This is a genomic window from Burkholderia sp. BCC0419 (assembly GCF_902830285.1).
Lineage (GTDB): Bacteria > Pseudomonadota > Gammaproteobacteria > Burkholderiales > Burkholderiaceae > Burkholderia.
On the sequence record NZ_CADESR010000003.1, the window covers coordinates 37238 to 61315 of the forward strand.

22 protein-coding genes are annotated in these 24078 nt (G+C 66.9%); 11 read left to right on the plus strand and 11 right to left on the minus strand.

Annotated elements, in window-relative coordinates:
• Positions 1-85: 85 nt before the first annotated feature.
• The 4 genes from HWW87_RS18460 to HWW87_RS18475 form a co-directional block, all read right to left on the minus strand.
• Complete coding sequence (locus HWW87_RS18460) at positions 86-757, minus strand: MarC family protein (RefSeq protein ID WP_174433490.1); 672 nt, start codon at positions 755-757, stop codon at positions 86-88.
• A 137-nt stretch (positions 758-894) separates the two neighbouring features.
• Positions 895-1695: an enoyl-CoA hydratase-related protein gene (locus HWW87_RS18465; RefSeq protein ID WP_175821550.1), complete on the minus strand. Its 801-nt coding sequence runs from the start codon at positions 1693-1695 to the stop codon at positions 895-897.
• Positions 1696-1733: 38 nt separating this feature from the next.
• Positions 1734-3056 carry a phenylacetate--CoA ligase PaaK gene (paaK, locus tag HWW87_RS18470; protein WP_175821551.1) on the minus strand — a complete coding sequence of 441 codons (1323 nt, stop codon included), beginning with the start codon at positions 3054-3056 and terminating at the stop codon, positions 1734-1736.
• Positions 3057-3111: 55 nt separating this feature from the next.
• Positions 3112-4668: a 3-hydroxyacyl-CoA dehydrogenase gene (locus tag HWW87_RS18475; protein ID WP_175821552.1), complete on the minus strand. Its 1557-nt coding sequence runs from the start codon at positions 4666-4668 to the stop codon at positions 3112-3114.
• Between the two features lie 543 nt (positions 4669-5211).
• Between HWW87_RS18475 and HWW87_RS18480 the strand changes: the two genes are divergently transcribed.
• Entirely contained in the window at positions 5212-6300 is a 1089-nt protein-coding gene (locus tag HWW87_RS18480; RefSeq protein WP_174433486.1) for an ionic transporter y4hA, read from the plus strand.
• A gap of 133 nt (positions 6301-6433) precedes the next feature.
• On the opposite strand, the gene HWW87_RS18485 is transcribed toward HWW87_RS18480, so the two are convergent.
• Genes HWW87_RS18485 through HWW87_RS37430 form a run of 3 tightly spaced genes read right to left on the minus strand, consistent with a single transcriptional unit; the run spans position 6434 to position 7677 of the window.
• Complete coding sequence (locus HWW87_RS18485; RefSeq protein WP_244107302.1) at positions 6434-6640, minus strand: amidohydrolase family protein; 207 nt, start codon at positions 6638-6640, stop codon at positions 6434-6436.
• A 13-nt stretch (positions 6641-6653) separates the two neighbouring features.
• Positions 6654-7562 carry a LysR substrate-binding domain-containing protein gene (locus HWW87_RS18490; protein WP_175821553.1) on the minus strand — a complete coding sequence of 303 codons (909 nt, stop codon included), beginning with the start codon at positions 7560-7562 and terminating at the stop codon, positions 6654-6656.
• Complete coding sequence (locus HWW87_RS37430) at positions 7555-7677, minus strand: hypothetical protein (protein ID WP_279608027.1); 123 nt, start codon at positions 7675-7677, stop codon at positions 7555-7557. The genes HWW87_RS18490 and HWW87_RS37430 overlap by 8 nt, the downstream gene beginning before the upstream one ends.
• Between HWW87_RS37430 and HWW87_RS18495 the strand changes: the two genes are divergently transcribed.
• Together HWW87_RS18495 and HWW87_RS18500 are read left to right on the plus strand one after the other, a co-directional pair.
• Positions 7676-8614, plus strand: a complete 939-nt coding sequence (locus HWW87_RS18495) for a 2-hydroxyacid dehydrogenase (RefSeq protein WP_175821554.1) — start codon at positions 7676-7678, stop codon at positions 8612-8614. The genes HWW87_RS37430 and HWW87_RS18495 overlap by 2 nt on opposite strands.
• A 65-nt stretch (positions 8615-8679) precedes the next feature.
• Positions 8680-10044 (plus strand): MFS transporter, encoded by a 1365-nt coding sequence (locus tag HWW87_RS18500; RefSeq protein ID WP_175821555.1) that lies wholly within the window; start codon positions 8680-8682, stop codon positions 10042-10044.
• A gap of 24 nt (positions 10045-10068) precedes the next feature.
• On the opposite strand, the gene HWW87_RS18505 is transcribed toward HWW87_RS18500, so the two are convergent.
• Positions 10069-11037, minus strand: a complete 969-nt coding sequence (locus tag HWW87_RS18505; protein ID WP_174432838.1) for a LysR family transcriptional regulator — start codon at positions 11035-11037, stop codon at positions 10069-10071.
• 362 nt (positions 11038-11399) lie between these two features.
• Between HWW87_RS18505 and HWW87_RS18510 the strand changes: the two genes are divergently transcribed.
• From HWW87_RS18510 to HWW87_RS18525, 4 genes are all read left to right on the plus strand, one after another.
• A complete protein-coding gene (locus HWW87_RS18510; RefSeq protein ID WP_175821556.1) occupies positions 11400-12575 on the plus strand; it encodes an HPP family protein in 1176 nt (391 codons plus the stop codon).
• A 123-nt stretch (positions 12576-12698) separates the two neighbouring features.
• Complete coding sequence (locus HWW87_RS18515; RefSeq protein ID WP_174432836.1) at positions 12699-13112, plus strand: helix-turn-helix domain-containing protein; 414 nt, start codon at positions 12699-12701, stop codon at positions 13110-13112.
• Positions 13113-13126: 14 nt separating this feature from the next.
• Positions 13127-14914, plus strand: a complete 1788-nt coding sequence (locus tag HWW87_RS18520; RefSeq protein WP_175821557.1) for a chloride channel protein — start codon at positions 13127-13129, stop codon at positions 14912-14914.
• Between the two features lie 485 nt (positions 14915-15399).
• Entirely contained in the window at positions 15400-15732 is a 333-nt protein-coding gene (locus tag HWW87_RS18525; protein ID WP_174387649.1) for a hypothetical protein, read from the plus strand.
• 98 nt (positions 15733-15830) lie between these two features.
• Here the strand turns inward: HWW87_RS18525 and HWW87_RS18530 are convergent, their stop codons facing one another.
• Complete coding sequence (locus HWW87_RS18530; protein ID WP_006478890.1) at positions 15831-16151, minus strand: pyrimidine/purine nucleoside phosphorylase; 321 nt, start codon at positions 16149-16151, stop codon at positions 15831-15833.
• Positions 16152-16324: 173 nt separating this feature from the next.
• Positions 16325-17227 (minus strand): LysR substrate-binding domain-containing protein, encoded by a 903-nt coding sequence (locus HWW87_RS18535; protein ID WP_175821558.1) that lies wholly within the window; start codon positions 17225-17227, stop codon positions 16325-16327.
• Positions 17228-17408: 181 nt separating this feature from the next.
• Here HWW87_RS18535 and HWW87_RS18540 point away from each other — a divergent pair, with 181 nt between their 5' ends.
• The 3 genes from HWW87_RS18540 (at position 17409) to HWW87_RS18550 (ending at position 20746) form a co-directional block, all read left to right on the plus strand.
• Positions 17409-18593: a M20 aminoacylase family protein gene (locus HWW87_RS18540; RefSeq protein ID WP_175821559.1), complete on the plus strand. Its 1185-nt coding sequence runs from the start codon at positions 17409-17411 to the stop codon at positions 18591-18593.
• 44 nt (positions 18594-18637) lie between these two features.
• The gene (locus HWW87_RS18545; RefSeq protein WP_175821560.1) at positions 18638-19963 is read left to right on the plus strand and encodes an MFS transporter; all 1326 of its coding nucleotides are present in this window, start codon (positions 18638-18640) and stop codon (positions 19961-19963) included.
• 240 nt (positions 19964-20203) lie between these two features.
• Positions 20204-20746, plus strand: a complete 543-nt coding sequence (locus tag HWW87_RS18550; protein ID WP_175821561.1) for a cysteine hydrolase family protein — start codon at positions 20204-20206, stop codon at positions 20744-20746.
• 269 nt (positions 20747-21015) lie between these two features.
• On the opposite strand, the gene HWW87_RS18555 is transcribed toward HWW87_RS18550, so the two are convergent.
• Positions 21016-21474, minus strand: coding sequence for an NUDIX domain-containing protein (locus HWW87_RS18555; protein ID WP_208449951.1), 459 nt, complete (start codon positions 21472-21474; stop codon positions 21016-21018).
• Between the two features lie 807 nt (positions 21475-22281).
• Here HWW87_RS18555 and tssF point away from each other — a divergent pair.
• Positions 22282-24078, plus strand: coding sequence for a type VI secretion system baseplate subunit TssF (gene tssF / locus HWW87_RS18560; protein ID WP_175821562.1), 1797 nt, complete (start codon positions 22282-22284; stop codon positions 24076-24078).

The following is a 24078-nucleotide window of genomic DNA, read 5'->3' on the forward strand; positions in this document are numbered from 1 at the left end:
CGCATGCCGCGAACGCGCATGAGCGCGCGCCGCGTGCAGGCTGCGTGAAAGGTTGAACCTTAAAGGACGAACCGGTTGGTCCCGGTTACTTGACCTGGTCGGCGAGCGGCTGCAGGAACGCGGAGAAACCGGTCAGCATGATCTGCACGCCGATGCACAGCAGCAGGAACGCCGACACGCGCTTCGCGACCTTGGTCCCTTCGCTGCCGAGATAGCGCGCGAGCAGCGCGGAGCGGCTGTAGACCTGCCAGATCACGAGCGCGACGAGCACGGACACGGCGATCGACACGATGCTCGACAGCATGAATTCCGACAGCTTGTGCGTGCGGTTCGCGTTCAGCGCGATCGCCGTCGCGATCGAGCCGGGGCCGACCGTCAGCGGCACCGTCAACGGGAAGAACGCGCGCGTCATGATCGCGTTCGCGTCGATCGGCTTGACCGGCGTGTCGCCGCCGCCCGGCCCGTCCGGTTCGTTCAGCATCTGCCAGCCGGCCACAGCAACCGCGAAGCCGCCGCCGATCCGCAGCGCTTCCATCGAGATCCCGAAGAAATGCAGCACCGGCGTGCCGGCGAAGAACGCGACCATCAGCACGACGAACGCATTGAACGCGACCTTCCTCGCGAGCAGATCCCGTTCGTGCGCGGTGAGCGACTCGGTCCGTTCGAGAAACAGGAACGCGATGCCGATCGGATTGATGATGCCGATCAGGCCGGTAAAGCCGAACAGGATCTCGGAGACAAGGCGATTGACGATCATCGTGCGAAGCAGCGGTCGGGACGGGGCCGGCAGCGCGCCGGGGGTCACGCATTGTAGTGCAAGCGCTCGCGCCCGAGACGCAAAATGCGGCCGGCCCGGTTTCGCCGTCGATCGCCTTCGATCTTTGCCATGCAGCCTTACTCGGCGGCCGCCTCCCAGGCCGGCGGCCGCTTCGCGAAGAAGGCCGCGAAGCCTTCCTTCGCTTCCGGCGTCGCCCGTACGCGGGAGATCGTCTGTGCAGTGAACGCCGCGCGTTCGTCAGACGGCGGATACTCGCCGATCGCGTCGAAAAAGCGCTTGATCTCCATCAGCGCGTGCGGGCCGTTGCGACCGAGTTCGGCAAGCGTCTGGTCGAGCGTGTCGTCGAGCGCATCGAGCGGCACGGCCTGGTGGATCAGGCCGATCGCGACGGCTTCGGCGGCCGCGAGCTGCGTCGCGGTCAGCGCGAGCCGGCGCGCCTGGCGCTGACCGACCGCCTCGACCAGATACGGGCCGATCACGGCCGGCAGGATGCCGAAACGCGCCTCGCTGACCGAAAAGCGCGCGTGGTCGCTGGCAATCACGATGTCGCAGGCCGCGCACAGGCCCACGCCGCCGCCGAACGCGTGGCCCTGCACGCGTGCGACCGTCGGTTTCGGGCATTGCCGGATCGCGCGCATCATCGCGGCGAACCGCTCGGCGTCGCGCAGGTTCGCGGCCGCATCGTTCGCGCTCGCGCGCTGCATCCACTGCAGGTCGGCGCCCGCGCAAAATGCGCGACCGTCCGAACGCAGCACGATCGCGCGCACGTCGTCGCGCCGGCCGAGCGTCGTGAACGCGTCGGTGAGCTCCGCGATCATCGTCTCGTCGAACGCGTTCAGCACGTCGCCGCGCTGCAGCGCGACGGTCACGATGCCGCGCGCATCGACCGTGACGGCCAGGGTCTTCAATCCATCCATCGAACAGGTTTCCTCGGGTAGAACGGCACGCATCGAAATCAGGCGGCCTGGCGGCGATCGATCACGCGGCGTGCCTTGCCGGTCGCGGTCGCGGGGATGCCGCCGGCCGACAGCACCGTCACGCCGGACGACACGCCGACCATCGTCTTGATCCGGTGCTGCAGCTCGCGCGCGAGTGCCGCGCGATCGCCGTCGGTGACGGACGCCGCCGCTTCGGAGCGCAACTCGACCGCAAGGTCGAGCCGGTCCATGTGGCCGTCGCGCGACAGCGTGATCTGGAACTGCCCCGACAACTGCGGCAGCGCGACGACGATCTCCTCGATCTGGCTCGGGAACACGTTCACGCCGCGCACGATCAGCATGTCGTCGGAGCGGCCCGTGATCTTCGCGAGACGGCGCATCGCACGCGCGGTCGGAGGCAGCAGCGCGGTGAGGTCGCGCGTGCGGTAGCGGATCACCGGCATCGCCTCCTTCGTCAGCGACGTGAACACGAGCTCGCCCTCGCTGCCGTCGGGCAGCACTTCGCCGGTGACGGGGTCGATGATCTCCGGGTAGAAATGATCTTCCCAGATCACCGGGCCGTCCTTCGTCTCGACGCATTCGCACGCGACGCCCGGGCCCATCACTTCCGACAGCCCGTAGATGTCGAGCGCGTCGATGCCCACGCGCGTCTCCACTTCGTCGCGCAGCGCCTGCGTCCACGGCTCGGCGCCGAAGATGCCGATCTTCAGCGACGATTCGGCCGGGTCCATCCCCTGCCGCACCATCTCGTCGATCAGGTTCAGCATGTACGACGGCGTGACGAGGATGATCTTCGGCTCGAAATCGCGAATCAGCTGCACCTGCTTCTCGGTCTGCCCGCCGGACATCGGCACGACCATGCAGCCGAGCCGCTCCGCACCGTAGTGAATCCCGAGACCGCCGGTGAAGAGGCCGTAGCCGAACGCGTTGTGCAGCGTATCGCCCGGACGGCCGCCGGCCGCACGGATCGAGCGGGCGGTCACGTTCGCCCACGTGTCGATGTCGCGCGCCGTGTAGCCGACCACCGTCGGCTTGCCGGTCGTGCCACTCGATGCGTGCACACGCACGACCTGTTCGCGCGGCACCGCGAAGAGGCCGAACGGATAGTTGTCGCGCAGGTCGTGCTTGGTCGAGAACGGGAATATCGCGAGATCGGCGAGCGACTTCAGGTCGTCCGGATGCACGCCCGCCGCATCGAACGTGCGCCGATAGTGCGGGACGTTGTCGTACGCGTGGCGCAGCGACCACTTCAGGCGCTCGAGCTGCAGCGCCTGCAGTTCGTCGCGGCTGGCGGTCTCGATCGGCTCGATAGCGGCGGCGGGATGCGTCGGGTGAGTCATCGGGGGGCTCCTCCAATGGAGTGATGTCGTTGTCGTGTTCGAGGTGACAAGGCGGTCATGACCGGAACGTGCGGCCGGCCGCATGCAGCGCGGCGAGGCGCGGCGACACGCGATAGCGGTCCTCGCCGTAGCTCGCCGCCAGGTTCGACAGCACGCGATGCACGCGGCCGATGCCGATCGCATCGGCCCACGCGAGCGGGCCGCACGGGTAGTTCACGCCCTTCTCCATCGCGAGATCGAGATCGGCCGGCGAGCACACGCCCTGGTTGACCGTATCGGCCGCTTCGTTCGCGAGCATCGCGACGGTGCGCATCGCGACCATCCCCGGCACGTCCGCGACGCCGACGACGCGAAAGCCCGCCTGCTGGAACAGGCCGACCGCATCGGCATACGCCGCGTCGCTGCACTGGAGCGCGCGCGTCAGCGCGACGAGTCCGGCCTGCGCGTAATCGCGCGCGAGATCGACGAGCACGAGATCCGCCACGCCCGTTTGCGCGGCGCGCACGCTGGCCGTCCGGCCGTCGGTCAGCGCGATCGACGCGCGGCCGGCCGTGGCGAGCAGGTCGTCCGGCTGCGCGCCGGCGTGCCGGACACCTTCGATACGTTCGGCGAAGCGTGCGTGCAGCGCGGCGGCCGGGCCGTCCTGTGCAAACAGCACGACGTCGGCCGGCGCGGCGCGCGGCGCTTCGAGATCGGGGGCGGGCGGCGTCGCGCCGTCCGCATACGAATAGAAGCCGCGCCCGGACTTGCGCCCGAGGAAGCCCGCGTTCACGAGTTCCTGCTGGATCAGCGACGGCGTATAGCGCGGATCGTTGAAGTACGCGCGGAACACCGACTCGGTCACCGCGAAGTTCACGTCATGGCCGATCAGGTCCATCAGCTCGAACGGCCCCATCCGGAACCCGCCGGCCTCGCGCATCACGGCATCGATCGATGCCGGCGCGGCGCCCTGCTCGTTCAGCACGCGCAGCGCCTCCGCGTAATACGGCCGCGCGACGCGGTTCACGATGAAGCCCGGCGTCGATTTCGCCATCACCGGTTGCTTGCCCCACGCGGCGGCGGTTGCATGAAGCATCCGGGCGACCTCGGGCGCGGTCGCGAGCCCGCTGACCACCTCGACGAGCGCCATCAGCGGCGCCGGATTGAAGAAATGCAGGCCGGCGACGCGCTGCGGCACGCGCAGCCCGGCCGCGATCGACGTGATCGAGATCGACGACGTGTTGGTCGCCAGCACGCATGCGTCGTCGACATGACGTTCGAGGGTCGCGAAGATCTCGCGCTTCACGTCGAGCCGTTCGGCCGCCGCCTCGACGATCAACGCCGCGCCCGCGAAATCGGCCAGCGCGCGCACCGCGCGGATCCGGTTGCCGGCCGCGTCGGCCTGCGCCGGTTCGAGCCGGCCCTTCTCCGCCAGCCGCGCGAACTGCGCGCGGATGCCGGCCAGCGCCTTGTCGCAGGCTGCTTCGTTCAGGTCGTACAGCAGCACCGCATGGCCGGCCGCCGCCGCGACCTGCGCAATGCCCGCGCCCATCGCGCCGGCGCCGATCACGCCGACGACGGCCGACGGCGCCAGCGCGCCCGAGTTCACCGAATGTGCAGAGGAAACAGCCATCGCTTGCGACCCGTCATGAAGTGGAAGTGCGAACGATTATAAACCGACCGGTCGGTAGATTTATGTCAGGGCGAGCCCGAATGTGTCGTGCAAGAGACCGTTACGGAAGCTGCAACGACAAAAAAATCGAAAGGCCGGGGCACTTTTTGTAAACCGAAAGGTCAACGTAATGGTTCGAATATGAGATAGTGACCCCCGAACGCCTGATAAAATTCGACAAATTGCCGGATTCCAGGGGGAAACGCGTGTCGCGTCGTCACCGCCGTCCATCGGCCCCTTTCGGGGTCGAATCGAGTCTCCGGCCTGCGCATCGCCCCGCGTGCTTGTCTCGCCGTCCGCGGGCAACCGCATCGAACCGTTTCATCCCGCGACGGGCTTCGGCCCGCCCGCGCCCCTCGCCGCCTCGCGGCAGCGAACCCAGGGCAGCGCCGTTGCGTGCTGCCCCTCTTCAGTTTCATCGTCCTCGTTCGGCGGATAGTACGGCCGGGCTTCGTCAACCCGTGACGGCGCGTCGCGCGCCGCCACTCGCATAAGGAAACCCTCATGCCGCTCTCGTCCAACCAGCTCCCGCGCTGGACCCTCTGGGCCCCGCTTGCCGCGTGGCTGGTACTCGCGCTGTCGCGCGTCGTGCCGGCCGAAGGCCTCGTCATCGCGGTGTTCGCCGCCGCGCTCGCCGGCGCCGTGTTCGCCGCCGTCCACCATGCGGAAGTCGTCGCGCACCGCGTCGGCGAACCGTTCGGCACGCTCGTGCTCGCGGTCGCCGTGACCGTCATCGAAGTCGCGCTGATCGTGTCGGTGATGCTCGGCGCGGGCCCCGAGAAATCGGGCCTCGCCCGCGACACCGTGTTCGCCGCCGTGATGATCATCTGTAACGGCATCGTCGGCATCTGCCTGCTGGTCGGTGCATGGAAGCACGGCGAGCAGGACTTCCAGGGGCGCGGCGCGAGCAAGGCGCTCGCGGTGCTCGCGTCGCTGTCGGTGCTGTCGCTCGTGATGCCGAACTACCTGAGCGCCGCGCCGGGCCCGTTCTTCTCGAAATCGCAGCTCGCGTTCGCCGGCGTCGCGTCGCTGGTGCTGTACGGCGCATTCGTGTTCGTGCAGACCGTGCGCCACCGCGACTACTTCCTCGCCGCGCACGACAGCGCGGACGAAGCGGTGCATGCGGCCGCGCCGACCAATCGCACTGCGGTCATCAGCATGGTGCTGCTGTTCGCGAGCCTCGTCGCGGTCGTGCTGCTCGCGAAGCTGCTGTCGCCGGCCGTCGAGCATGCGGTGCTGAAGCTCGGCGCGCCCGAAGCCGCGGTCGGTATCGTGATCGCCGCGCTCGTGCTGCTGCCGGAAGGGCTCGCGGCCGTCACCGCCGCGCGTGCGAACCGCCTGCAGACCAGCATGAACCTCGCGCTCGGTTCGGCGCTCGCGAGCATCGGGCTCACGATCCCGACCGTCGCGGCCGTGTTCATCTGGGTCGGCCAGCCGCTCACGCTCGGGATCGGCGCGATGGAAACGGTCCTGCTCGCGCTCACGCTACTGGTCAGCACGCTCACGCTGAGCCAGGGGCGCACGACGGTGCTGCACGGCGTCGTGCATCTGGCGCTGTTCGCCGCTTATCTGTTCCTGTCGATCACTCACTGACGTCCCGATGCGCGCGGCCCGGCGGATTCTCGCCGCCGGGCCGCGCGCACGTCTTCAAGTCCCTTCCCCTTCCTTCGCTTCACGCCGCCGCTACCCGGCCGCAATCGCAAGATGCTTCCGGATCGACCGCGCGTTACGTGGCGGTTTCGCGCCGCGTGTCCGCATGAAATCCATAGAGCGCAGCCGCGTTGTCGACCAGGATCGCACGGGCAACCGCATCGTCGGCCGTGCAATCGTGCAGCCAGCCGAGCCGGCGCGCGTCGTCAGCCAACGGCGATGCATTCGGATGCGGCCAGTTGCTGCCCCACACGCAGCGCGCCGAATGGCCGCGCGCAAACATGGCGGCCAGCCCCCTAAACGCCCGTGTCGTCCGTGCTTTCGGTCAGAAACCGCTCGACCATCGCGTTGAACACCGGCAGCGCCGGATTGTCGTTGTCCGCGCGCCATGCGAGATACAACTCGGCCGCCACGTTGACGCCCGCCAGCGGCCGGAACACCACGCCGTCCACATGAAGCTCGCGCGCCGACGCCGGCACCAGCGCCGCGCCGAGCCCCGCGCGCACGAGACCGAGGATCGTATGCGTCTGGCCGACGTAGTGCAGGTAGTTCGGCAGCCGCCCGGCGCCCGCGAACATCCCCGAGATCATGTCGTGGAAATACTTGCCCTCGTTCGGCGAATACGCGATGAACGGCTGCCGGTCGAGCTCGTCGGGGCCGATCTGCTCGTAGGCCGCCAGCGGCGCGCCTTCCGCGACCGCGACGAGCATCGGTTCGCGCTGCACGAGCCGGTATTCGAGCGGCTGGCGCGCGGCGCGCTGGCGCACGAAACCCGCGTCGAGCATCCGCGACGCGAGCGCGTCGATCTGCACGGTCGACACCATCTCGCGCAATTCGACGTCGACGTCCGGCAACGCATGCGCGGCGTGCGCGAGCAGCACCGGAATCATCCGGTACGCACTGACGGCCGTGAAACCGAGCGTGATGCGCCCGGCCCCGCCATGCGCGACGCGCTGCGCGGCCTGCTCGGCCCGCGCGGAAAATTCGAGGATGTGCCGCGCGTCGCGCAGGAAGCGCTCGCCCGCGGCGGTCAGGCTGACCTGCCGGCTGCTGCGCTCGAGCAGCGCGATGCCGAGCGCGTGCTCGAGCAACTGGATTTGCCGGCTGAGCGGCGGCTGGGTCATGAAGAGCCGCCTGGCCGCACGGCCGAAATGCAGTTCTTCGGCAACCGCGACGAAGCAGCGAAGCTGGTGCAGTTCAATCATTCAAATCTTGAATCAATCGATAGTCTTTTGATGTTAGACCGATATCGATGCGATTTCTATACTCGGTTCCACCCGATGCGCGGCCCGCGCCACGCACGCCGACCGAGACCTTCATGACCATCGACATCCTGCTGACCCAGCCGCTCCCCGACACCATCGACGCCGAACTGTCCGCCCGTTACACCGTGCACCGGCTGTACGCGGCCGAGCAACCGGACGCGCTGCTCGATCGCGTGGCGCCGCGCATTCGCGGTGTCGTGACCGGCGGCGCGAACGGCCTGTCCGCCGCGCTGATGGACCGGCTCGGCGCGCTCGAAATCGTCGCGATCAACGGCATCGGCACCGATGCGGTCGATCTCGACCGCGCCCGAGCGCGCGGCATCCACGTGACGACGACCCCGGACGTGCTGACCGACGACGTCGCCGACATGGCGCTGGGGCTGATCCTGATGACGCTGCGCGACCTCGGCGCCGGCGAGCGGATCGTGCGCGCCGGCCGCTGGGGCAAAACGGCCCAGCCGCTCGCGACGCAGGTCACGGGCAAGCGGCTCGGCATCGTCGGGCTCGGCCGCGTCGGACGCGCGATCGCGCAGCGCGCGCAGGCGTTCCGGATGCCCGTCAGTTACTTCGGCCCGCGCGAGCATCGCGACAGCGGCTATCGCTTCGTGCCCGACCTCGCCGCGCTCGCGCGCGACAGCGACGTGCTCGTGATCGCGGCCCCGGCCGATCACGGCAACGTACTCGTGACGGCTGACGTGCTCGCCGCGCTCGGCCCCAAAGGATTCCTGATCAATGTCGCACGCGGCAAGCTGGTCGACGAAGCCGCGCTGGTGCGCGCGCTGGCCGACGGCACGATCGCCGGCGCCGGTCTCGACGTGTTCGCGAACGAACCGCACGTACCGGCCGCGCTGCTCGAACTCGATCGCGTCGTCGTGCAGCCGCACCGCGCGAGCGCCACGCACGAAACGCGCGAGGCAATGGGCCGCCTCGTGCTCGCGAACCTCGCCGCGTGCTTCGCGGGCCAACGCCCGCCGACCAGCGTCACGCGCTGAGCGCGGCACCGCCCGTCCCGTTACAACACCGGATGCCTCCGCACGACGGAGGCCAGGAGACACGCATGTCCAATCGATCCAGCGGCGCTGCCGTCGCCGCATCGCCCGCCGCGTCGCGCACGATCGGCCGCGTCCGCTATGCGGTCCTCGCGCTGATTTTCGCGGTCACCGTCGTCAACTATGCGGATCGCGCGACGATGTCGATCGCCGGCACCGGCGTCGCGCACGACCTCGGGCTCACGCCCGTGCAGCTCGGCATCGTCTTTTCGGCGTTCGCGTGGGCCTATGCGATCGGCCAGATTCCGGGCGGCTGGCTGCTCGACCGCTTCGGCGCGCGACGCGTGTACGGCCTGAGCCTGTTGCTGTGGTCGGTATTCACGATGCTGCAGGGCACGGTCGGCGGGTTCGCCGTGCAAGGCGCGGCCGCGACGCTCGCGCTGTTCGTGATGCGCTTCATGCTCGGCCTCGTCGAATCGCCGGCGTTTCCGGCCAATTCGCGGATCGTCGCATGCTGGTTCCCGACCGCCGAACGCGGCACCGCATCGGCGCTGTTCAATTCCGCGCAATACATGGCCGTCGTGCTGTTTACGCCGGCAATGGCGTGGCTCACGCATGCGCTCGGCTGGGAACACGTATTTCTGTGGATGGGGCTGCTCGGCATCGCGCTCGCCGTGCTGTGGTTCGCGTGGTATCGCGAGCCGCACGGCCATCCGCGCGTGACCGACGCGGAGCGCGACTACCTGCGCGCCCACGGCGCGCTCGTCGATCTCGAGGCGAACCGCGTGCGCGAGCGGCCGCGCGCGTCGTGGCACGACGTGTCGCAACTGTTCCGCCACCGGAACCTGTGGGCGATCTACATCGGCCAGTACTGCATCACGGCCCTCACCTACTTCTTCATCACGTGGTTCCCGATCTACCTGATCAAGGGGCGCGGGATGACGATCATGGAAGCCGGCTGGGTCGCCGCGCTGCCGGCGATCTGCGGCTTCACGGGCGGCGTGCTCGGCGGCGTGCTGTCGGACTGGCTGATCCGGCGCGGCATGCATCCGTCGAGAGCGCGCAAGACGCCGTTCGTCGCGGGGATGGCGATGGCGACGCTGCTCGTGCTCGCGAACGGCGCATCGTCGAACGCGGTCGTGATCGCGCTGATGACGATCGCGTTCTTCGGCAAGGGGCTCGCGGCGGTCGGTTGGGCCGTGCTCGCCGACACGGCGCCGGAAGGCATGGTCGGGCTGAGCGGCGGCGTCTTCAACGGTCTCGGCAACATCGCCGGGATCGTCACGCCGCTCGTGATCGGCTACTTCGTCGCCAGCACGGGTTCGTTCGCCGGCGCATTGTGGTTCGTCGCCGCGCACGGGCTGATCGGCATTGCGGCGTACGTATGGCTCGCGGGCCGCTTCGAGCGGATCCGCATCGCGCCGGCCGCATGAACGTCGCGCGGCACGCAAGCGCCGTCACGCAGGCTGGCGGCCGCCCGGCATGTGCTCCGTCGTCAGCCGGTCGAGTTCGCGCAGATCGTTCTCCAGCGCCGGCGTGAGCGTCGTGCGCAGGTGATCGAGGAAGGTGCGGATCTTCGCATCGAGATAGCGGCGCGTCGCGTAGACGGCATAGACGCTCACCGTCTGCAGCCGGTACTCGGGCAGCACACGGATCAGGCGCCCTGCGCGGATATCGTCGAGCACGGTATACAGCGCCACGCATGCGATCCCGCGCCCCGCACGCACCGCGACGCACAGCGCGTCCGGCACGTTGACCTGGAACGGCGCCGGCTGCAGCGCGTAGACGGTCTCCTCGCCGTCGCTGCGCTCGAGCCGCCATTCGCCGGCCGGCGACGCGGGCGTGTCGAGGCGCAGGCACACGTGGTTCGGCAGTTCGTCGGGCGTCTGCGGCGTGCCGTGCCGCGCCAGGTATTCGCGCGACGCGACGAGCACGCTGCAGCTCGTGCCGCAGGTCTGCGCGACATAGCCGGAATCGGGCAACTGCGACGCTGTCACGATCGACACGTCGTAGCCCTCTTCGACCAGATTCGGCATCCGCTGCGCCAGCGTCAGCTCGACCGACACGTCGGGGTTGTCCGCCTGGTAGCGCACGATCGACGACACGACATGGCTCTGCCCGAGCCCCGTCATTGCATGAATGCGCATCTTGCCGCTCGGCCGCAGCAGCGCGTTGCGCGCCTCCGCGTTCGCGTAGTCGAGTTCCGCGAGGATCGATTTCGCGCGCTCGAAATAGCGCTCGCCGCTTTCGGTCAGGCCGAGGTGGCGGGTCGTGCGATGCAGCAGGCGCGTCTGTACGTGGGCTTCGAGGTTCGAGACCGCGCGCGACACCTGCGCGGTGGTCGCGTCGATTTCCTTCGCGACCGCAGTAAAACTGCCGGCTTCGACGACGCGCACGAACAGGCGCATGTTTTCGAGCATGTCCATTGAATTGGCTTGGGGAGAGTCAGTGGGGAGGCGTCGGCGGCGCTCGCGTCAGAGGGGCAACGGAACGCGGCCGCGAACCACGTCGAATCGATCACCGTGCCGGGGAGAAGGCGGGAGAGCGGGCATCGCGGACGGGGTTCTGGCATGACGGGGGGGAATTGACTGCGCCGAATTGTACGCCGCTGCAGACAAATTTGCGCGGTTACGCGCGTGCAAGCTCTCATCCGATGAAAGGATTTTGCAAGACTTGCACGTCGCGCGTCTGCAACGGCCTGAGGCAGCCCGACAATTTATATCACAACGCGATATAATTCCGCGCTTGTCGCCGCGCCCCGGCGTTGCATCTTTACCGCTTACCGCCCATGTCGTCAGGCTCCTCCCCGTCGCGCCGCACGTTGCGGCAATGGCTGCACAGCTTCATTCCCCATCCGATGACACTCGGCTGGCGCGAGCGCCTGCGCTCGTGCACCGGCGCGCTCGTGGGCATTGCGATGGTCGGCGTCACGATGCGGCTGCTGCCCGGCGTGCCGGGCCTCGTGCCGCTGCTCGTCGCGCCGATGGGCGCGTCGGCCGTGCTGCTGTTCGCGGTGCCGGCGAGCCCGCTCGCGCAGCCGTGGTCGATCATCGGCGGCAATCTCGTCGCGGCGACGGTCGGCGTCGCGTGCGCGCAATGGATCGCCGATCCGATCACGGCCGCCGCGGTCGCGATCGCCTGCGCGATCGGCGGCATGTTCGCGCTGCGCTGCGTGCACCCGCCGTCGGGCGCCGTCGCGCTCACGGCCGTGGTCGGCGGCCCGGCGATCCATTCGCTCGGCTTCGGCTTCGTCCTGCAGCCGATCGCGCTGCAATCGGCGATCCTGCTGTCGGCCGCGCTCGTCTACCACGCGCTGACCGGGCACCGCTACCCGCACGGCGGCGTGCGTCCCGAAGCAAAACCACAGGCCGGCGGCGCCGCACCGGCGCGCGGCGGCTTCACGCGCAGCGACCTCGACGCGGTGCTGAAGCGCCGCAGCGAATGGCTCGACGTCGATCCGGACGATCTCGAAGCGCTGCTGCGCGAAACCGAAATGCAGGCTTATACGCGCACGTTCGGCCAGTTGAAGTGCGCGGACCTGATGACGAAGCATGCGATCGAGGTCGCGCCATCGACGTCGGTCGCGGCCGCGCTCGCGCTGCTCGACCGTCACCGCGTGAAGGCGCTGCCCGTGGTCGACGGCGAAGGCCGCCTGAGCGGCATCGTCACGCGCGCCGACCTCACGCGCCGGTTGCGCCGTCCGACTCCGCTGTGGCAGCGCCTGTCCGCCCGGTTGCCACAATCGTTCGGCGGCCAACCCGCGAGCGTCGCGTCCGTGATGACGCGCGACGTCGCATCGGTGCCGGAAACGATGCCGATCACGGCGCTCGTGCCGCTGTTCACGCATTCGGGCCACCACCATATTCCGGTCGTCGATGCGGCGCGCCGGCTCGTCGGCATCATTACGCAGACGGATCTCGTCACAGGCCTTTATCAGCAGACCAAAATGCTCGAGGCCGCGTAGCGCGCATCACGCGACGTAACCGCCTGTGGAACGCGGAACGCGATCAAGCTGCCCGATTTCGGTCATTTATATCATGTTGTGATATATTTGCCGCCACCGTAACCGACTGCCCGACCGACCTCGATGAACGATACCCGACGCGCGCTCGCGAAAAGCGATTTCCAGCAACTGTCCGAGTTCCGCTACCAGATGCGCCGCTTCGAGCGCTTCTCCGAACGCGCCGCGCAAAGCGAAGGCGTGACGCCGCTGCAATACCTGCTGCTGCTGCACATCAAGGGCTATCCGCATCGCGAATGGGCGACCATTGGCGAGCTCGCGGAACGCCTGCAGGCGCAGCATCACGGTGTCGTGGCGCTGGTGACGCGCTGCGAAGCGCTCGGGCTCGTGAAGCGCAAGCCGAGCGAAGCCGACCGCCGCCAGGTCGAAGTTCACCTCGAACAGGCCGGCGAAACGCTGCTCGCCCGCCTCGCGGCCATGCATCGCGCCGAGTTGAAGTCGCTCAAGGGCGCGTTCCAGGTTCCCGAGATCGATTACTGACCCTTGCCACGCCGATGAACGCACCACACAAACGCGATTTCTCGACCAACGAACGCCTGCCCAGGATCGCGTTGCTTGCCGCCGGGATCGGCCTGCTCAGCACGCTTGCCGCATTCGTGCTGTTGAGCCTGATTCACCTGTTCACGAACCTGTTCTTCTTCCGGCAGTTCTCGTTCGCCGACCATTCGCCCGCGAACAACACGCTCGGCGCATGGGTGATCGCGGTCCCGGTGATCGGCGGGCTGATCGTCGGCCTGATGGCGCGTTTCGGTTCGGAGAAGATCCGCGGCCACGGCATTCCTGAAGCGATCGAGGCGATCCTGTTCGGCAAGAGCCGCATGTCGCCGAAGGTCGCGATCCTCAAGCCGCTGTCGTCCGGCGTCGTGATCGGCAGCGGCGGCCCGTTCGGCGCCGAAGGCCCGATCATCATGACGGGCGGCGCGCTCGGCTCGCTGATCGCGCAATGCGTGCACGTGACCGCCGCCGAGCGCAAGACGCTGCTCGTCGCCGGGGCGGCCGCCCGCATGACGGCCGTGTTCGGCACGCCGGTGGCCGCCGTGCTGCTCGCGGTCGAGCTGCTGCTGTTCGAATGGCGTCCGCGCAGTTTCCTGCCGGTCGCGCTCGCGTGCGCGGTGGCAGGCTTCGCACGCGCGGTGTTCTTCGGCGTCGATCCGCTGTTTCCTCTGACGACCGCCGCGCCGACGCCCGTCGCGCTGCTGTCGTGCATCGTCGCGGGCCTGCTGTCGGGCATGCTCGCGTGCGGCCTGTCGGCGGCGCTCTACCGCGTCGAGGACACCTTCGCGAAGCTGCCCGTGCACTGGATGTGGTGGCCCGCGCTCGGCGCGATCGTGATCGGCGTCGGCGGCTGGCTCGAACCGCGCGCGCTCGGCGTCGGCTACGACGTGATCGGCGACCTGCTGCACCAGCACATCGCGCTGAAGGTCGCGCTCGCGCTGCTGATCGTGAAAGCCGTGATGTGGGTGATCGCGCTCGGCTCGGGCACCTCGGGCGGGGTGCTCGCCCCGCTGCTGATGCTCGGCGCCGGCCTCGGCACCGTGCTGTCGCCGGTACTGCCGGGCGGCGATCCGGTGCCGTGGCCGCTCGTGTGCATGGCCGCGACGCTGGGCGCGACGCTCGGCGCCCCGCTCACCGCGATCGTGTTCGCCTTCGGCTTCACCCACGACGCCAATGCGCTGCTGCCGCTGCTCGCGGCGACGCTCGTCGCGCACGGCTTCGCGACCATCGTGATGAAGCGCTCGATCATGACGGAAAAGATCGCGCGCCGCGGCTATCACATCTATCGCGAATACGGCGTCGATCCGCTCGAGCGGCACGACATCGGCGAAGTGATGACCTCGGCCGACCGGCTCGTCGCGATCGACGGTGCAGCCACGCTCGATACCGTCGAGACGCAATACTTCGGCGTGAAGCAGACGCACCGCGCGTACCCGGTCGTGCAGAACGGCCGCCTGCTCGGCCTCGTCGATCGTGCGACGCTCGACGCGCAGCGCGCACAGGCCGGCGCCGACACGCCGATCTCGGCCGCGTTCGCCAACCACGCACCGACCGTCGCGCTGGCGCATGAAACCTGCCGCATCGTCGCGTCGCGCCTCGCGATGCTCGGCCTCGAGCGCCTGCCGGTGGTCGCCGACGAGCAATCGCTGCGCATCACGGGCATCGTGTCGCGCAGCGACCTGATCAAGCCGGCGCTCCAGCACTTCGACGACGAACAGAAACGCGAGCGCTTCCGTCCGGTCGTCCCGGCCAACCTGCGCGACGTCGGTTCGCGCAAGGCGGGCTGACACAGCACGCGTGCGCGGCGCCCGGCCGCGCACCGCTTCCCCGCCTCGCCTCGCTGCGCGATGCCGCGCGCCCGTCGCGCGCCGCGTCGCGTCCCCGCCGCCTTCCCCGTTTAAAGTTGGTTAACAATTCGGCCGACGAAAGTTTGTCATCATGGTGCTCATGCGACGGGGCCATCCATCAGCCATTCCACTTCGTCATCAGATAAAGAGTCGCGGCGCGGCATGCACACACATGCCGCCCGCCGCGGCCGTCACCTCACCACACCACGACCGGGCAGCGCACTGACCGCGCCACGCATGACGTCGAGCCGTACGCGACGCATGCCGCGCCGCAGCAACATGCTGCAGCATCCGAGCCGCCGTTTGGCAAGCACGTTAACAACTTGTTTCGGAATGACCGGAACCGTGCTCGTCCGATGGAATCTCACTTGTACGCAGCACTGCTGCGCATCCCACTCAATCAATCACGACTCGAGGGAGATAACGTGAACGTGAAATACTTACCGCTCATCGCATTGACCGTGGCAATTTCTGCTCATGCCGCCGATCCTGCTGTGCAGAACGTGGGACAAAGCCAGAAAGACGCGCCCGAGGTCTCGGCGTGCATCGCCAAGACCTGGGCCGACAAGTCGCAACAACAGGTGATCTCGCAGAACGTGCTGGCCAACGGCCTCGCGACCGACGTGTACGCACCGGGCCAGCAGCCGCCGAACGGCGCCGCCGCGATGGTTCGTCCGTCGTGGAAGCCGGGTGCGAAGACGTGGGTCGGCGTGCGCGGCGACGCAGCGTCCGCCGGCGACATCAACGCCTGCCTGTAACGATGTAACGAGAACAGGCGCTTCGGATGGCCTTGCGCCATCCGCTTGCGACCAGCCCCGCTTCGGCGGGGCTTTTTCTTTGCTGCGCGGGAAGCGCGTTACAGGTAGCTGCAGACGTAATCGAGCGTCTCGAGCACTTCGATGTCGAAGCGGCTCTTGCCCGGCACCGAGAACGATTCGCCGGCGCCGTAGGTCTGCCATTCGCTGCTGCCGTCGAGCTTCACGCGGCACTTGCCGGCCTGCACTTCCATCAATTCGGGCGCATCCGTGCCGAAGTTGAGCGCGCACGGCAGGATCACGCCGAGCGTCTTGCGCGTGCCGTCCGGGAAGAGCACGGTATGCGACACGCACTTGCCGTCGAAATAGACGTTCGCGCGCTTGACGACCGATACGTTGTCGAATTGGGTTGCACTGGTCATGTGATGCCTCTGATTGCTGGATGCCGAATGGCGATGGGGTTGGAGGCCGGCCGAAGCGGCGGGCCGGCCGCTATGATACCGGCTCGCGCGACGTGCGCCGGAACGGCACGCGGCCAGCGCGTGCCGATCCCGCAATCGTCAGGATCACTACACGATCCATGCGAGGCGCCCTTTCACCGCAGCCCCTTGCGTCGCGCGGAATCGCGCAGGCAATCGAGCAGCATCGACGCGGCCGGCGTCAGCGGGCTGTCGCGGCGCGTGACGACCTGCACCGATACGCCCGGCAAGCGCTCGCGGATCGGCAGCACCGCGAGCTGGTCGCGCGCCCACTCGCCTTGCAGCAATTGCTCGGGCATCGATGCGATCAGGTCGCAACCGGTCATCAGGCTGTGCGCGAGACCGAAGCTCGGGCATTCGACGACGCGCGCCGGCACCGGCAGCCCGTGCGCGACGAACGAGTTGAACAGCACCTGCGTGGAGCTTTCCGGGGACGGATTCATCAGCCAGTCGGCCTCGACGAGATCGGCGAGCGACGTGGCCGACGCGAGCGGATGCCCTTTGCGCGCGACGATCAGCGAACGGCTCGCATAGAGCTCCGCATGATCGAACTCGGCCGCCAGCAGTTCGGGCACGACGACGGCCACCGCGAAATCGAGCGAACCGTCGTGCAGGCGCGGCAGCGCGACGCCCGGAAACCCTTCGACCAGATTGACGCGTGCTACCGGAAAGCGGCGCCGGAACGCGCGAAACGCATCGGGCAGGATCGTCACCGCCGCCGCCGGCGTGATTGCCGCCGCGACCGAGCCCGTCATCGCGCCCTGTGCCTGCTCGATGTCATCGCGGGCACGCTGCATTTCGGCGACGATCAGCCGCGCGCGCACCTGCAGTTGCTGGCCGAACGCGGTGAGCTGCACGCCGCGCGCGGTGCGCACGACGAGCGATACGCCGAGCGCGATCTCCAGCTCCTTGACCGCCTTCGTGAGCGCAGCCGGCGACACGTTCAGGCGCCGCGCGGCCGCGCGAATGCTCCCTTCTTCCGCGGCGGTGACGAACGCTTTCAGCTGATGGTATTTCATGGGGCAATGCGTGATCCGTGGAAACCCTGTGCGCCCCGCTGCGCAATGGCTCAGGGTATTCCCGAGCGACAACCGACGGTGTGCACCAAAGCAATTTAGCAGCTTCTGGTACGCAAAAGAAATTTATATGCTTGGTCGTCATATGCGCGTCAAACGCCCCACCGGCCCCACAGGAGTCACCATGCTGCAAGCCGTGAACCCCGTCATCCCAGGCATCGCCGCGATCGCCCCCGAGCTCGTCGAAGTGCGCCGCCGCATCCACGCCCATCCCGAACTCGCATTCGAAGAGACGCTCACGAGCGATCTCGTCGCCGAGCTGCTCACCGGCTGGGGCTACGAAGTGCATCGCGGTATCGGCAAGACGGGCGTGGTCGGCGTGCTGCGCGAAGGGCAAGGCACGCGCACGGTCGGGCTGCGTGCCGACATGGACGCGCTGCCGCTCGCGGAAACCACGGGCCTGCCGTATGCAAGCCGTCACGCGAACAAGATGCATGCATGCGGCCACGACGGCCACACCGCGATGCTGCTGTGCGCGGCGCGCCATCTCGCAGCGACGCGCCAGTTCTCCGGCACGCTGAACCTGATCTTCCAGCCCGCCGAGGAAAACTTCGGCGGCGCGAAGGCGATGATGGACGACGGCCTGTTCGACCGTTTCCCGTGCGACGCGATCTTCGCGATCCACAACATGCCGGGCCGCGCAGCCGGCGACATGGCGTTCCGCACCGGCGCCGCGATGGCGTCGGCCGACCGCGTGACGATCACGCTGCGCGGCGTCGGCGGCCACGGCGCGATGCCGCATTTCGCGCGCGACCCGATGTCGGCCGCGGGCAGCATCATGGTCGCGCTGCAGACGATCGTCGCGCGCGAGGTCGACGCGCAGCATGCGGCCGTGATCACGGTCGGCAGCGTGCAGGCCGGCGAGACCTTCAACATCATTCCCGAAACCGTCGTGATGAAACTGTCGGTGCGCGCACTGAACGCCGACGTGCGCGCACTGCTCGCGCGCCGCATCGAAGCGCTCGTGAAGGGCCAGGCGGAAAGCTTCGGCGTCACCGCGGAAGTCGACTACGACTACGGCTACCCGGTGCTCGTCAATCACGCGGAACCGACCGCGTTCGCGGCCGACATCGCGCGCCGGATGCTCGGCGCGGAACGCGTCGAAACCGAGACCGCGCCGCTGATGGGCAGCGAGGATTTCGCGTTCATGCTCGAAGCGCGCCCCGGCTGCTACGCGTTCATCGGCAACGGGATCGGCAGCAAGGGCGGCTGCATGGTGCACAACCCCGGCTACGACTTCAACGACGACATCCTCGCGATCGGCGCGAGTTACTGGGTGCGCGTCGCCGAAGCCTGGCTCGCGGCCTGACGGCCCTTCATCACGCAGTTCCTCGCTTAAAGCAAGGGAACCCCATGGAAACGCCCGCCCTTTCGTTCGCCGGCACGCCGGTCGATGCCCGCGCCGCCGCGAAGAAACGCCGGCTGATCGCGGCCGCCGCCGTCGGCAACGCGCTCGAGTTCTACGACTTCACGGTCTACAGCTTCTTCGCGCTCCTGATCGGCAAGCTGTTCTTTCCCGTGCATTCGCCGTTCGGGCAACTGATGCTCGCGGTCGCGAGCTTCGGCGTCGGCTTCGTCACGCGTCCGCTCGGCGGGCTCGTGATCGGCATGTATGCGGACCGCGCCGGCCGCAAGAAGGCGATGATCCTCACGCTGCTGCTGATGGCGCTCGGCACCGCGACGATCGCGGTCGCGCCGACCTTCGCGCAGATCGGCATCGCCGCGCCGCTGCTGCTCGTGTTCGCACGGCTGCTGCAGGGGTTCGCGTCGGGCGGCGAAGTCGGCGCATCGACGACGCTGCTGCTCGAACAGGCGCCGCAGCATCGTCGCGGTTTCTATGCGTCGTTCCAGTTCTCGAGCCAGGGGCTCGCCGCGCTCGCGGGCGCGCTCACCGGTGTCGCGTTGACGTCGACGCTGACCGCCGCGCAACTCGAAAGCTGGGGCTGGCGCGTGCCGTTCATCATCGGCACGCTGTTCGTGCCGATCGGCTACTGGCTGCGCCGCACCGTCGAGGAAGTCCCGGCGGCGGCGCCCTCGCCCGCCGCCGCGCACGACGAGCCGGTCGCATCGCTGCCGCTCGCCGACGTGCTGCGCCATCACGGCAAGGCCGTGTTCGCGGGCCTCGGCGTCACGATCGGCGGCACGTCGATCCACTACATCATCGTGTTCTACATGGCGATCTACGGCGTGCAGGTGCTACACCTGCCGAGCTGGCTGGCGATGACGGCCGGCTGCGTCGCCGGCGCGATCCTGATGCTCGTGACGCCGATCGGCGGCCATCTGTCCGACGTGTACGGGCGCAACCGGATCACCTGGTGGACGCGCATCGTGCTGATGGTCGCGATCTACCCGGCGTTCATCGCGCTGAACCGCTGGCCGGGCGCCGCGTCGCTGCTATCGATCATCGCCGCGCTGTCGATCGTGCATGCGATCAACATCGGTGCGACGGGCGCGATGCTCGGCGAGTTGTTTCCGCGTGCGGTGCGTGCGACCGGCGGTGCGCTCGTCTACAGCGTGGGCGTCGCGATCTTCGGCGGCTTCGCGCAATTCTTCGTCACGTGGCTGATCGCGGCGACCGGGAATCCGAACGCGCCTGCGTGGTATGCGATCGGGTGTGGCGTGTTTACGCTGCTCGCGATTCGTTGCATGGACGAGAAGGCCGGGAAGGCGTTGGACTGAGCGGTGGGGGATGCGCGGTGCGTGAAGCACGCATTGACGTCGCGCGTGCGCATCGGGCATCATCGATCAATGCACAACGCCACGATCACCCTTTCGACGACCACGCGCACGACCGCCTTCGGCGGGCCCGTGCGGCGAGTGCGCGCAAGATCGTAGCGTCACCGATTCCCACAGACCCCGCCGGTTCCGGACGGGGTCTCGTCGTTTCTCCGTCTGCATCGGCCGCTCAGGAGAAACGCAATGTCCGAAGCCCCTTCCCCGAAACGAGCGCTGCTCGTGATCGACATGCAGGTCGGGCTGTTCCACTGCCCCGATCGTCCGCATGACGGCGAACGCGTGCTGGCCAACATCAACCGGCTGATTCGCCGCGCGCATGACAGCGGTGCGCCGGTGTTCGCCGTGCGTCACACCGGGCCGACCGGCTCGCCGATCGCGCCCGACGCGCCGCTCGCCGCGCTGCTGCCGGAGCTTGCGATTGATACGGCACGCGACATCGTGTTCGACAAGACACGGCCGAGCTGCTTCGCGGGCACGCGGCTCGCCGAGTGGTTGCGTGCGGCCGGTATCGGCGAGATCGTGATTGCGGGGATGAAGACGCAATACTGCGTCGATACGACGTGCCGTGCGGCCGGCGATCTCGGCTTTCGCGCGGTACTCGTTGCCGATGCGCATACCTGCATGGATACGCTCGCGCTGCCGGCCGAGCGGATCGTCGCGCATCATAATGCGACGCTTGGCGGGCCGTTTGCGGTGCTGACGACGACCGAGGCGTGCGTGTTCTGACGCACGGCGCGCCGATCGGACTGCGGTGTGCGAGTGCGCGCGTTGCAGTAGTGTCAGCAGAGGCCGGCCACGCGCATTGCTTCGATTCACGACGACGTGTCGCGGATCGAAACGACCTTCGTCACAAGCATCACTTCCGCCGACAGAAAATCGCTGAACTTGTCGAAGCGAAATGAAACCTTGATCAAGTCGGCGGTGTTCCGGAAGGTCTCGGCAGCTTGCCCCTCACTGTCGACCAAATGAAGCGCTTGATCAGGCTATCGGCTCAATCACGCATCCGAATGCTCGCGCATGAAGTGTTTCAGCACGGGCAAGAAGAAATCGTGCCCGCCGATCAGTGCGAATTCCGTTCCAAAAAGAGGAAACCACTGGAAGCTGAATTCAATGCGCTCGCCACCGGAATCTGGATCGCTCTCGAAATGCGTCCAATGCGCCTTCATTGCAATGGCGTCGCTCACCATGACGTGCACGACATGCCGGTGCTGAATCTCGCTTCTTCCGAATTTCTGCATCGAATAGAAGTAGTCGCCGAGAACGCGCATGACTTGAGCGTCGCCGATACCACTTTCCTCGCGAAGCTCGCGTAGCGCGGCGGCTATTGGCACTTCCCCGTGGTTCATCGTGCCGGCAACCACCTGCCTCCCGGCTTCCGGGAATTTCGGTTGCGTGAAAGTGAGCAATCGGTCTCGCCATGTAACATAGACCAATACCTTGTTCTTGATTTGCACGATAGTGTTTTCACCCAAAACCGCTTCAATCCTCTGGGACAGCGATGCCGTCGCAGAATTTTCAACTCGTAAACGTCAAAAAATGTGAATCCATCCAGCGCACGTTATCGGTAGCACGATGCATAACGCCAGCTATAAGACTCGCGACGAAAAGATGAACGAGCGATGCGCGGCAGCCATATAACGGCCTGCGGCTGGCCCGGCGCACCTCGATCTGCGCGCCAACGCTGATGTATGCACGTCACAATGATCCGGCAAAGCCGTAAACGCAACAACGCACGGGCCACCCTCACCCCACACCGACATCAACCCGCGGATCCTGTCCCGCGTCGGCGGCTGCCGTCCCGACTTTATCTCGACGCGCCGCCCCTCGAAGTTCACATTGCGAAACATATTCACGCCGAGATTGAAGAAACCACGGCTGATGCAAAAATTCATCAATATGGGTTACTGAATATCAATCGCTTATGGATAGCCGAGACCAGCAACACTTGGGGACGTTTTTTTAGCCTGCGCCCGACTTCCCGGCTCTACTCCGATCGACAGGCCCAGACGCGAGCGCTGACAGCCTTGCCAGCCGGCACGGCAATGGAGTCGGGTCGCTTCGTTCGTTGTCCCGCGGGGAGCCATCGTATGCGAACGCAAGCGGCCTTTCCTGCCGTCGTGCAGTTGCCGTAATTCCATCAGACTCATATTTTGGCATCGGACCATCGAGCTGCGGGAGCTCGAAGGACGGAGATTCGGCTACGATGACCGCTGGATAATACGACGCACGTCGTGAACTGCAGAGGCCTTACGACGGTGGATATGCACGACAAGCTGCGCGGCTACTATGAACAGGAACTGGCGAAGCTGGAAGATCAGTTCGCCACCTTCTCCAACGAGTATCCACGAATTGCCGCCCGCCTGAGCTTTACAGGCGGACAGACGGACGACCCACACGTCCAGCGGATGATGCAGGCGTTCGCGTTGATTGCAGCCGAAATCCGGGCCAACCTGGACGACGGCGCACCGAAATTCACCGAAGCGTTGCTTCATGTCTTGCACCCGCACTATCTGCGGCCGTTCCCTGCATGTTCGATCGCTCGCTTCGATCCGATCAAGGAATTACCGGACAAGCCGACCGTCTTGCCGCGTGGCATGGAACTCACGTCGCGCGGCGGAGAAGTTCGCTTTCGAACCGCTTATGACGTAACGCTTGCGCCGATCCACATCGCAAACGCTCGATTCTCGCGCAGCACCGTCGCACCGGCACAAGTCGCACTGCCGCCGAACACAACCAGCTTCATTTCCATCACGATCGAATCGACGGGCGCCACCGCGCCGCTCAGAGCGGTTTCGCCCGACGCGCTGCGCGTCCACTTCGCCGGAGAACGCCAGACAGTCGTCGCGCTGCTGGATACGGTCCTGCTACGAGTCCGGGCCGCATATGTCGAAGCGGACGACAGCGGACGGTGGATGCAAATTGCGGGGATACCGGTCACACCGGTCGGGTTCGGCCCAGACGATATGCTGCTGCCACCGTCGCAAAATTCGCCGCTGGTTCAACCGCTACTGGAATACGTCGGATTTCCGGACAAGTTCGACTTCGTCGACATTCAATTACGCCGATGTCTTGAACCCGTCCAAATGAATCGCGCGCGTCGCGTAACACTACATCTGGCGATTGGAGGCGTGCACGCCGATTCGCGCATCGCGCAAGCGCTCACCCTACTCTCGGCGAACAACATCGGACTGTCCTGTACGCCAATCGTGAACCTGTTCAAGCATATCGGCGTCAAGTCGTTACGTGGCGAAATTGTCGCGGATTATCCCGTCGTGCCGAAGCCGAGCCGACCAGACATAAGCGGCATCTATTCGGTTGATGCGGTTCGCGATCCGTCAGACGGGAGCGCTATTCCGCCGCTGAATGCGTGGGGAGTCGGGGCCGGCGAACGGTTCTGGATCACGCGTCACGATCCTTACGCGGCAATTCATCATCCCGGACGTGAAACGTCGCTCGTACTGCTACGCGCGGACGGGACAGCGGTGGCGAAAACGCCGCTGCAATTGAGTGCCGACCTCACCTGCACGAATCGCGACTGGCCTTCGCGGATGCGGATCGGCTCCCTCAAGGGCGATCTGAAAAACGAAAACGGTCGGGTTCCTTGCAGGATTACTTTGCTGAAACAGCCGACGCCGACCTATAGAGCGTCCCGTGAGTCGGAAGCGCAGTGGCGCGTGCTCGCGCTGACGACAGCCAATCTGATGCAGTTGACACGCGAGGGGTGGCCGGACTTCGTTAAATTTATGCGCCAACTTGCACCGAACGATCGACGCGCCGAACACGTCGGGGCGATTTCGTTCGTCAAGAGAAACGTCGTCGAGCGACTACTGGCGGTCAAGCCACATTCGGCCCTTGTGAGAGGCTTCGAAATTGTGATGGCGGCAGATGAGAGCGCGTTTATTGAAAACAGCATGGGCGCGTTGATCCTTCAGCTCGACCTATACCTGTCGAGGTATGCTCCCGCCAACAGCTTTACGCAGCTCGTCGTGCTGTCGAAGAACGACGGCTCCGTGATCGTTCGCTGCCCGATGCGGCCAGGCCTCGCGTCGCTGTTGTAG

Coding starts and splice junctions, on each gene's coding strand:
- HWW87_RS18480 (WP_174433486.1), top strand. CDS start 5,212: ATGCCGCTCTCGTCCAACCAGCTCCCGCGCTGGACCCTCTGGGCCCCG.
- HWW87_RS37430 (WP_279608027.1), bottom strand. CDS start 7,677: ATGAAGGTCTCGGTCGGCGTGCGTGGCGCGGGCCGCGCATCGGGTGGA.
- HWW87_RS18505 (WP_174432838.1), bottom strand. CDS start 11,037: ATGGACATGCTCGAAAACATGCGCCTGTTCGTGCGCGTCGTCGAAGCC.
- HWW87_RS18520 (WP_175821557.1), top strand. CDS start 13,127: ATGAACGCACCACACAAACGCGATTTCTCGACCAACGAACGCCTGCCC.
- HWW87_RS18490 (WP_175821553.1), bottom strand. CDS start 7,562: ATGATTGAACTGCACCAGCTTCGCTGCTTCGTCGCGGTTGCCGAAGAA.
- HWW87_RS18485 (WP_244107302.1), bottom strand. CDS start 6,640: ATGTTTGCGCGCGGCCATTCGGCGCGCTGCGTGTGGGGCAGCAACTGG.
- HWW87_RS18540 (WP_175821559.1), top strand. CDS start 17,409: ATGCTGCAAGCCGTGAACCCCGTCATCCCAGGCATCGCCGCGATCGCC.
- HWW87_RS18535 (WP_175821558.1), bottom strand. CDS start 17,227: ATGAAATACCATCAGCTGAAAGCGTTCGTCACCGCCGCGGAAGAAGGG.
- HWW87_RS18510 (WP_175821556.1), top strand. CDS start 11,400: ATGTCGTCAGGCTCCTCCCCGTCGCGCCGCACGTTGCGGCAATGGCTG.
- paaK (WP_175821551.1), bottom strand. CDS start 3,056: ATGACTCACCCGACGCATCCCGCCGCCGCTATCGAGCCGATCGAGACC.
- tssF (WP_175821562.1), top strand. CDS start 22,282: ATGCACGACAAGCTGCGCGGCTACTATGAACAGGAACTGGCGAAGCTG.
- HWW87_RS18500 (WP_175821555.1), top strand. CDS start 8,680: ATGTCCAATCGATCCAGCGGCGCTGCCGTCGCCGCATCGCCCGCCGCG.
- HWW87_RS18465 (WP_175821550.1), bottom strand. CDS start 1,695: ATGGATGGATTGAAGACCCTGGCCGTCACGGTCGATGCGCGCGGCATC.
- HWW87_RS18530 (WP_006478890.1), bottom strand. CDS start 16,151: ATGACCAGTGCAACCCAATTCGACAACGTATCGGTCGTCAAGCGCGCG.
- HWW87_RS18460 (WP_174433490.1), bottom strand. CDS start 757: ATGATCGTCAATCGCCTTGTCTCCGAGATCCTGTTCGGCTTTACCGGC.
- HWW87_RS18495 (WP_175821554.1), top strand. CDS start 7,676: ATGACCATCGACATCCTGCTGACCCAGCCGCTCCCCGACACCATCGAC.
- HWW87_RS18545 (WP_175821560.1), top strand. CDS start 18,638: ATGGAAACGCCCGCCCTTTCGTTCGCCGGCACGCCGGTCGATGCCCGC.
- HWW87_RS18515 (WP_174432836.1), top strand. CDS start 12,699: ATGAACGATACCCGACGCGCGCTCGCGAAAAGCGATTTCCAGCAACTG.
- HWW87_RS18475 (WP_175821552.1), bottom strand. CDS start 4,668: ATGGCTGTTTCCTCTGCACATTCGGTGAACTCGGGCGCGCTGGCGCCG.
- HWW87_RS18550 (WP_175821561.1), top strand. CDS start 20,204: ATGTCCGAAGCCCCTTCCCCGAAACGAGCGCTGCTCGTGATCGACATG.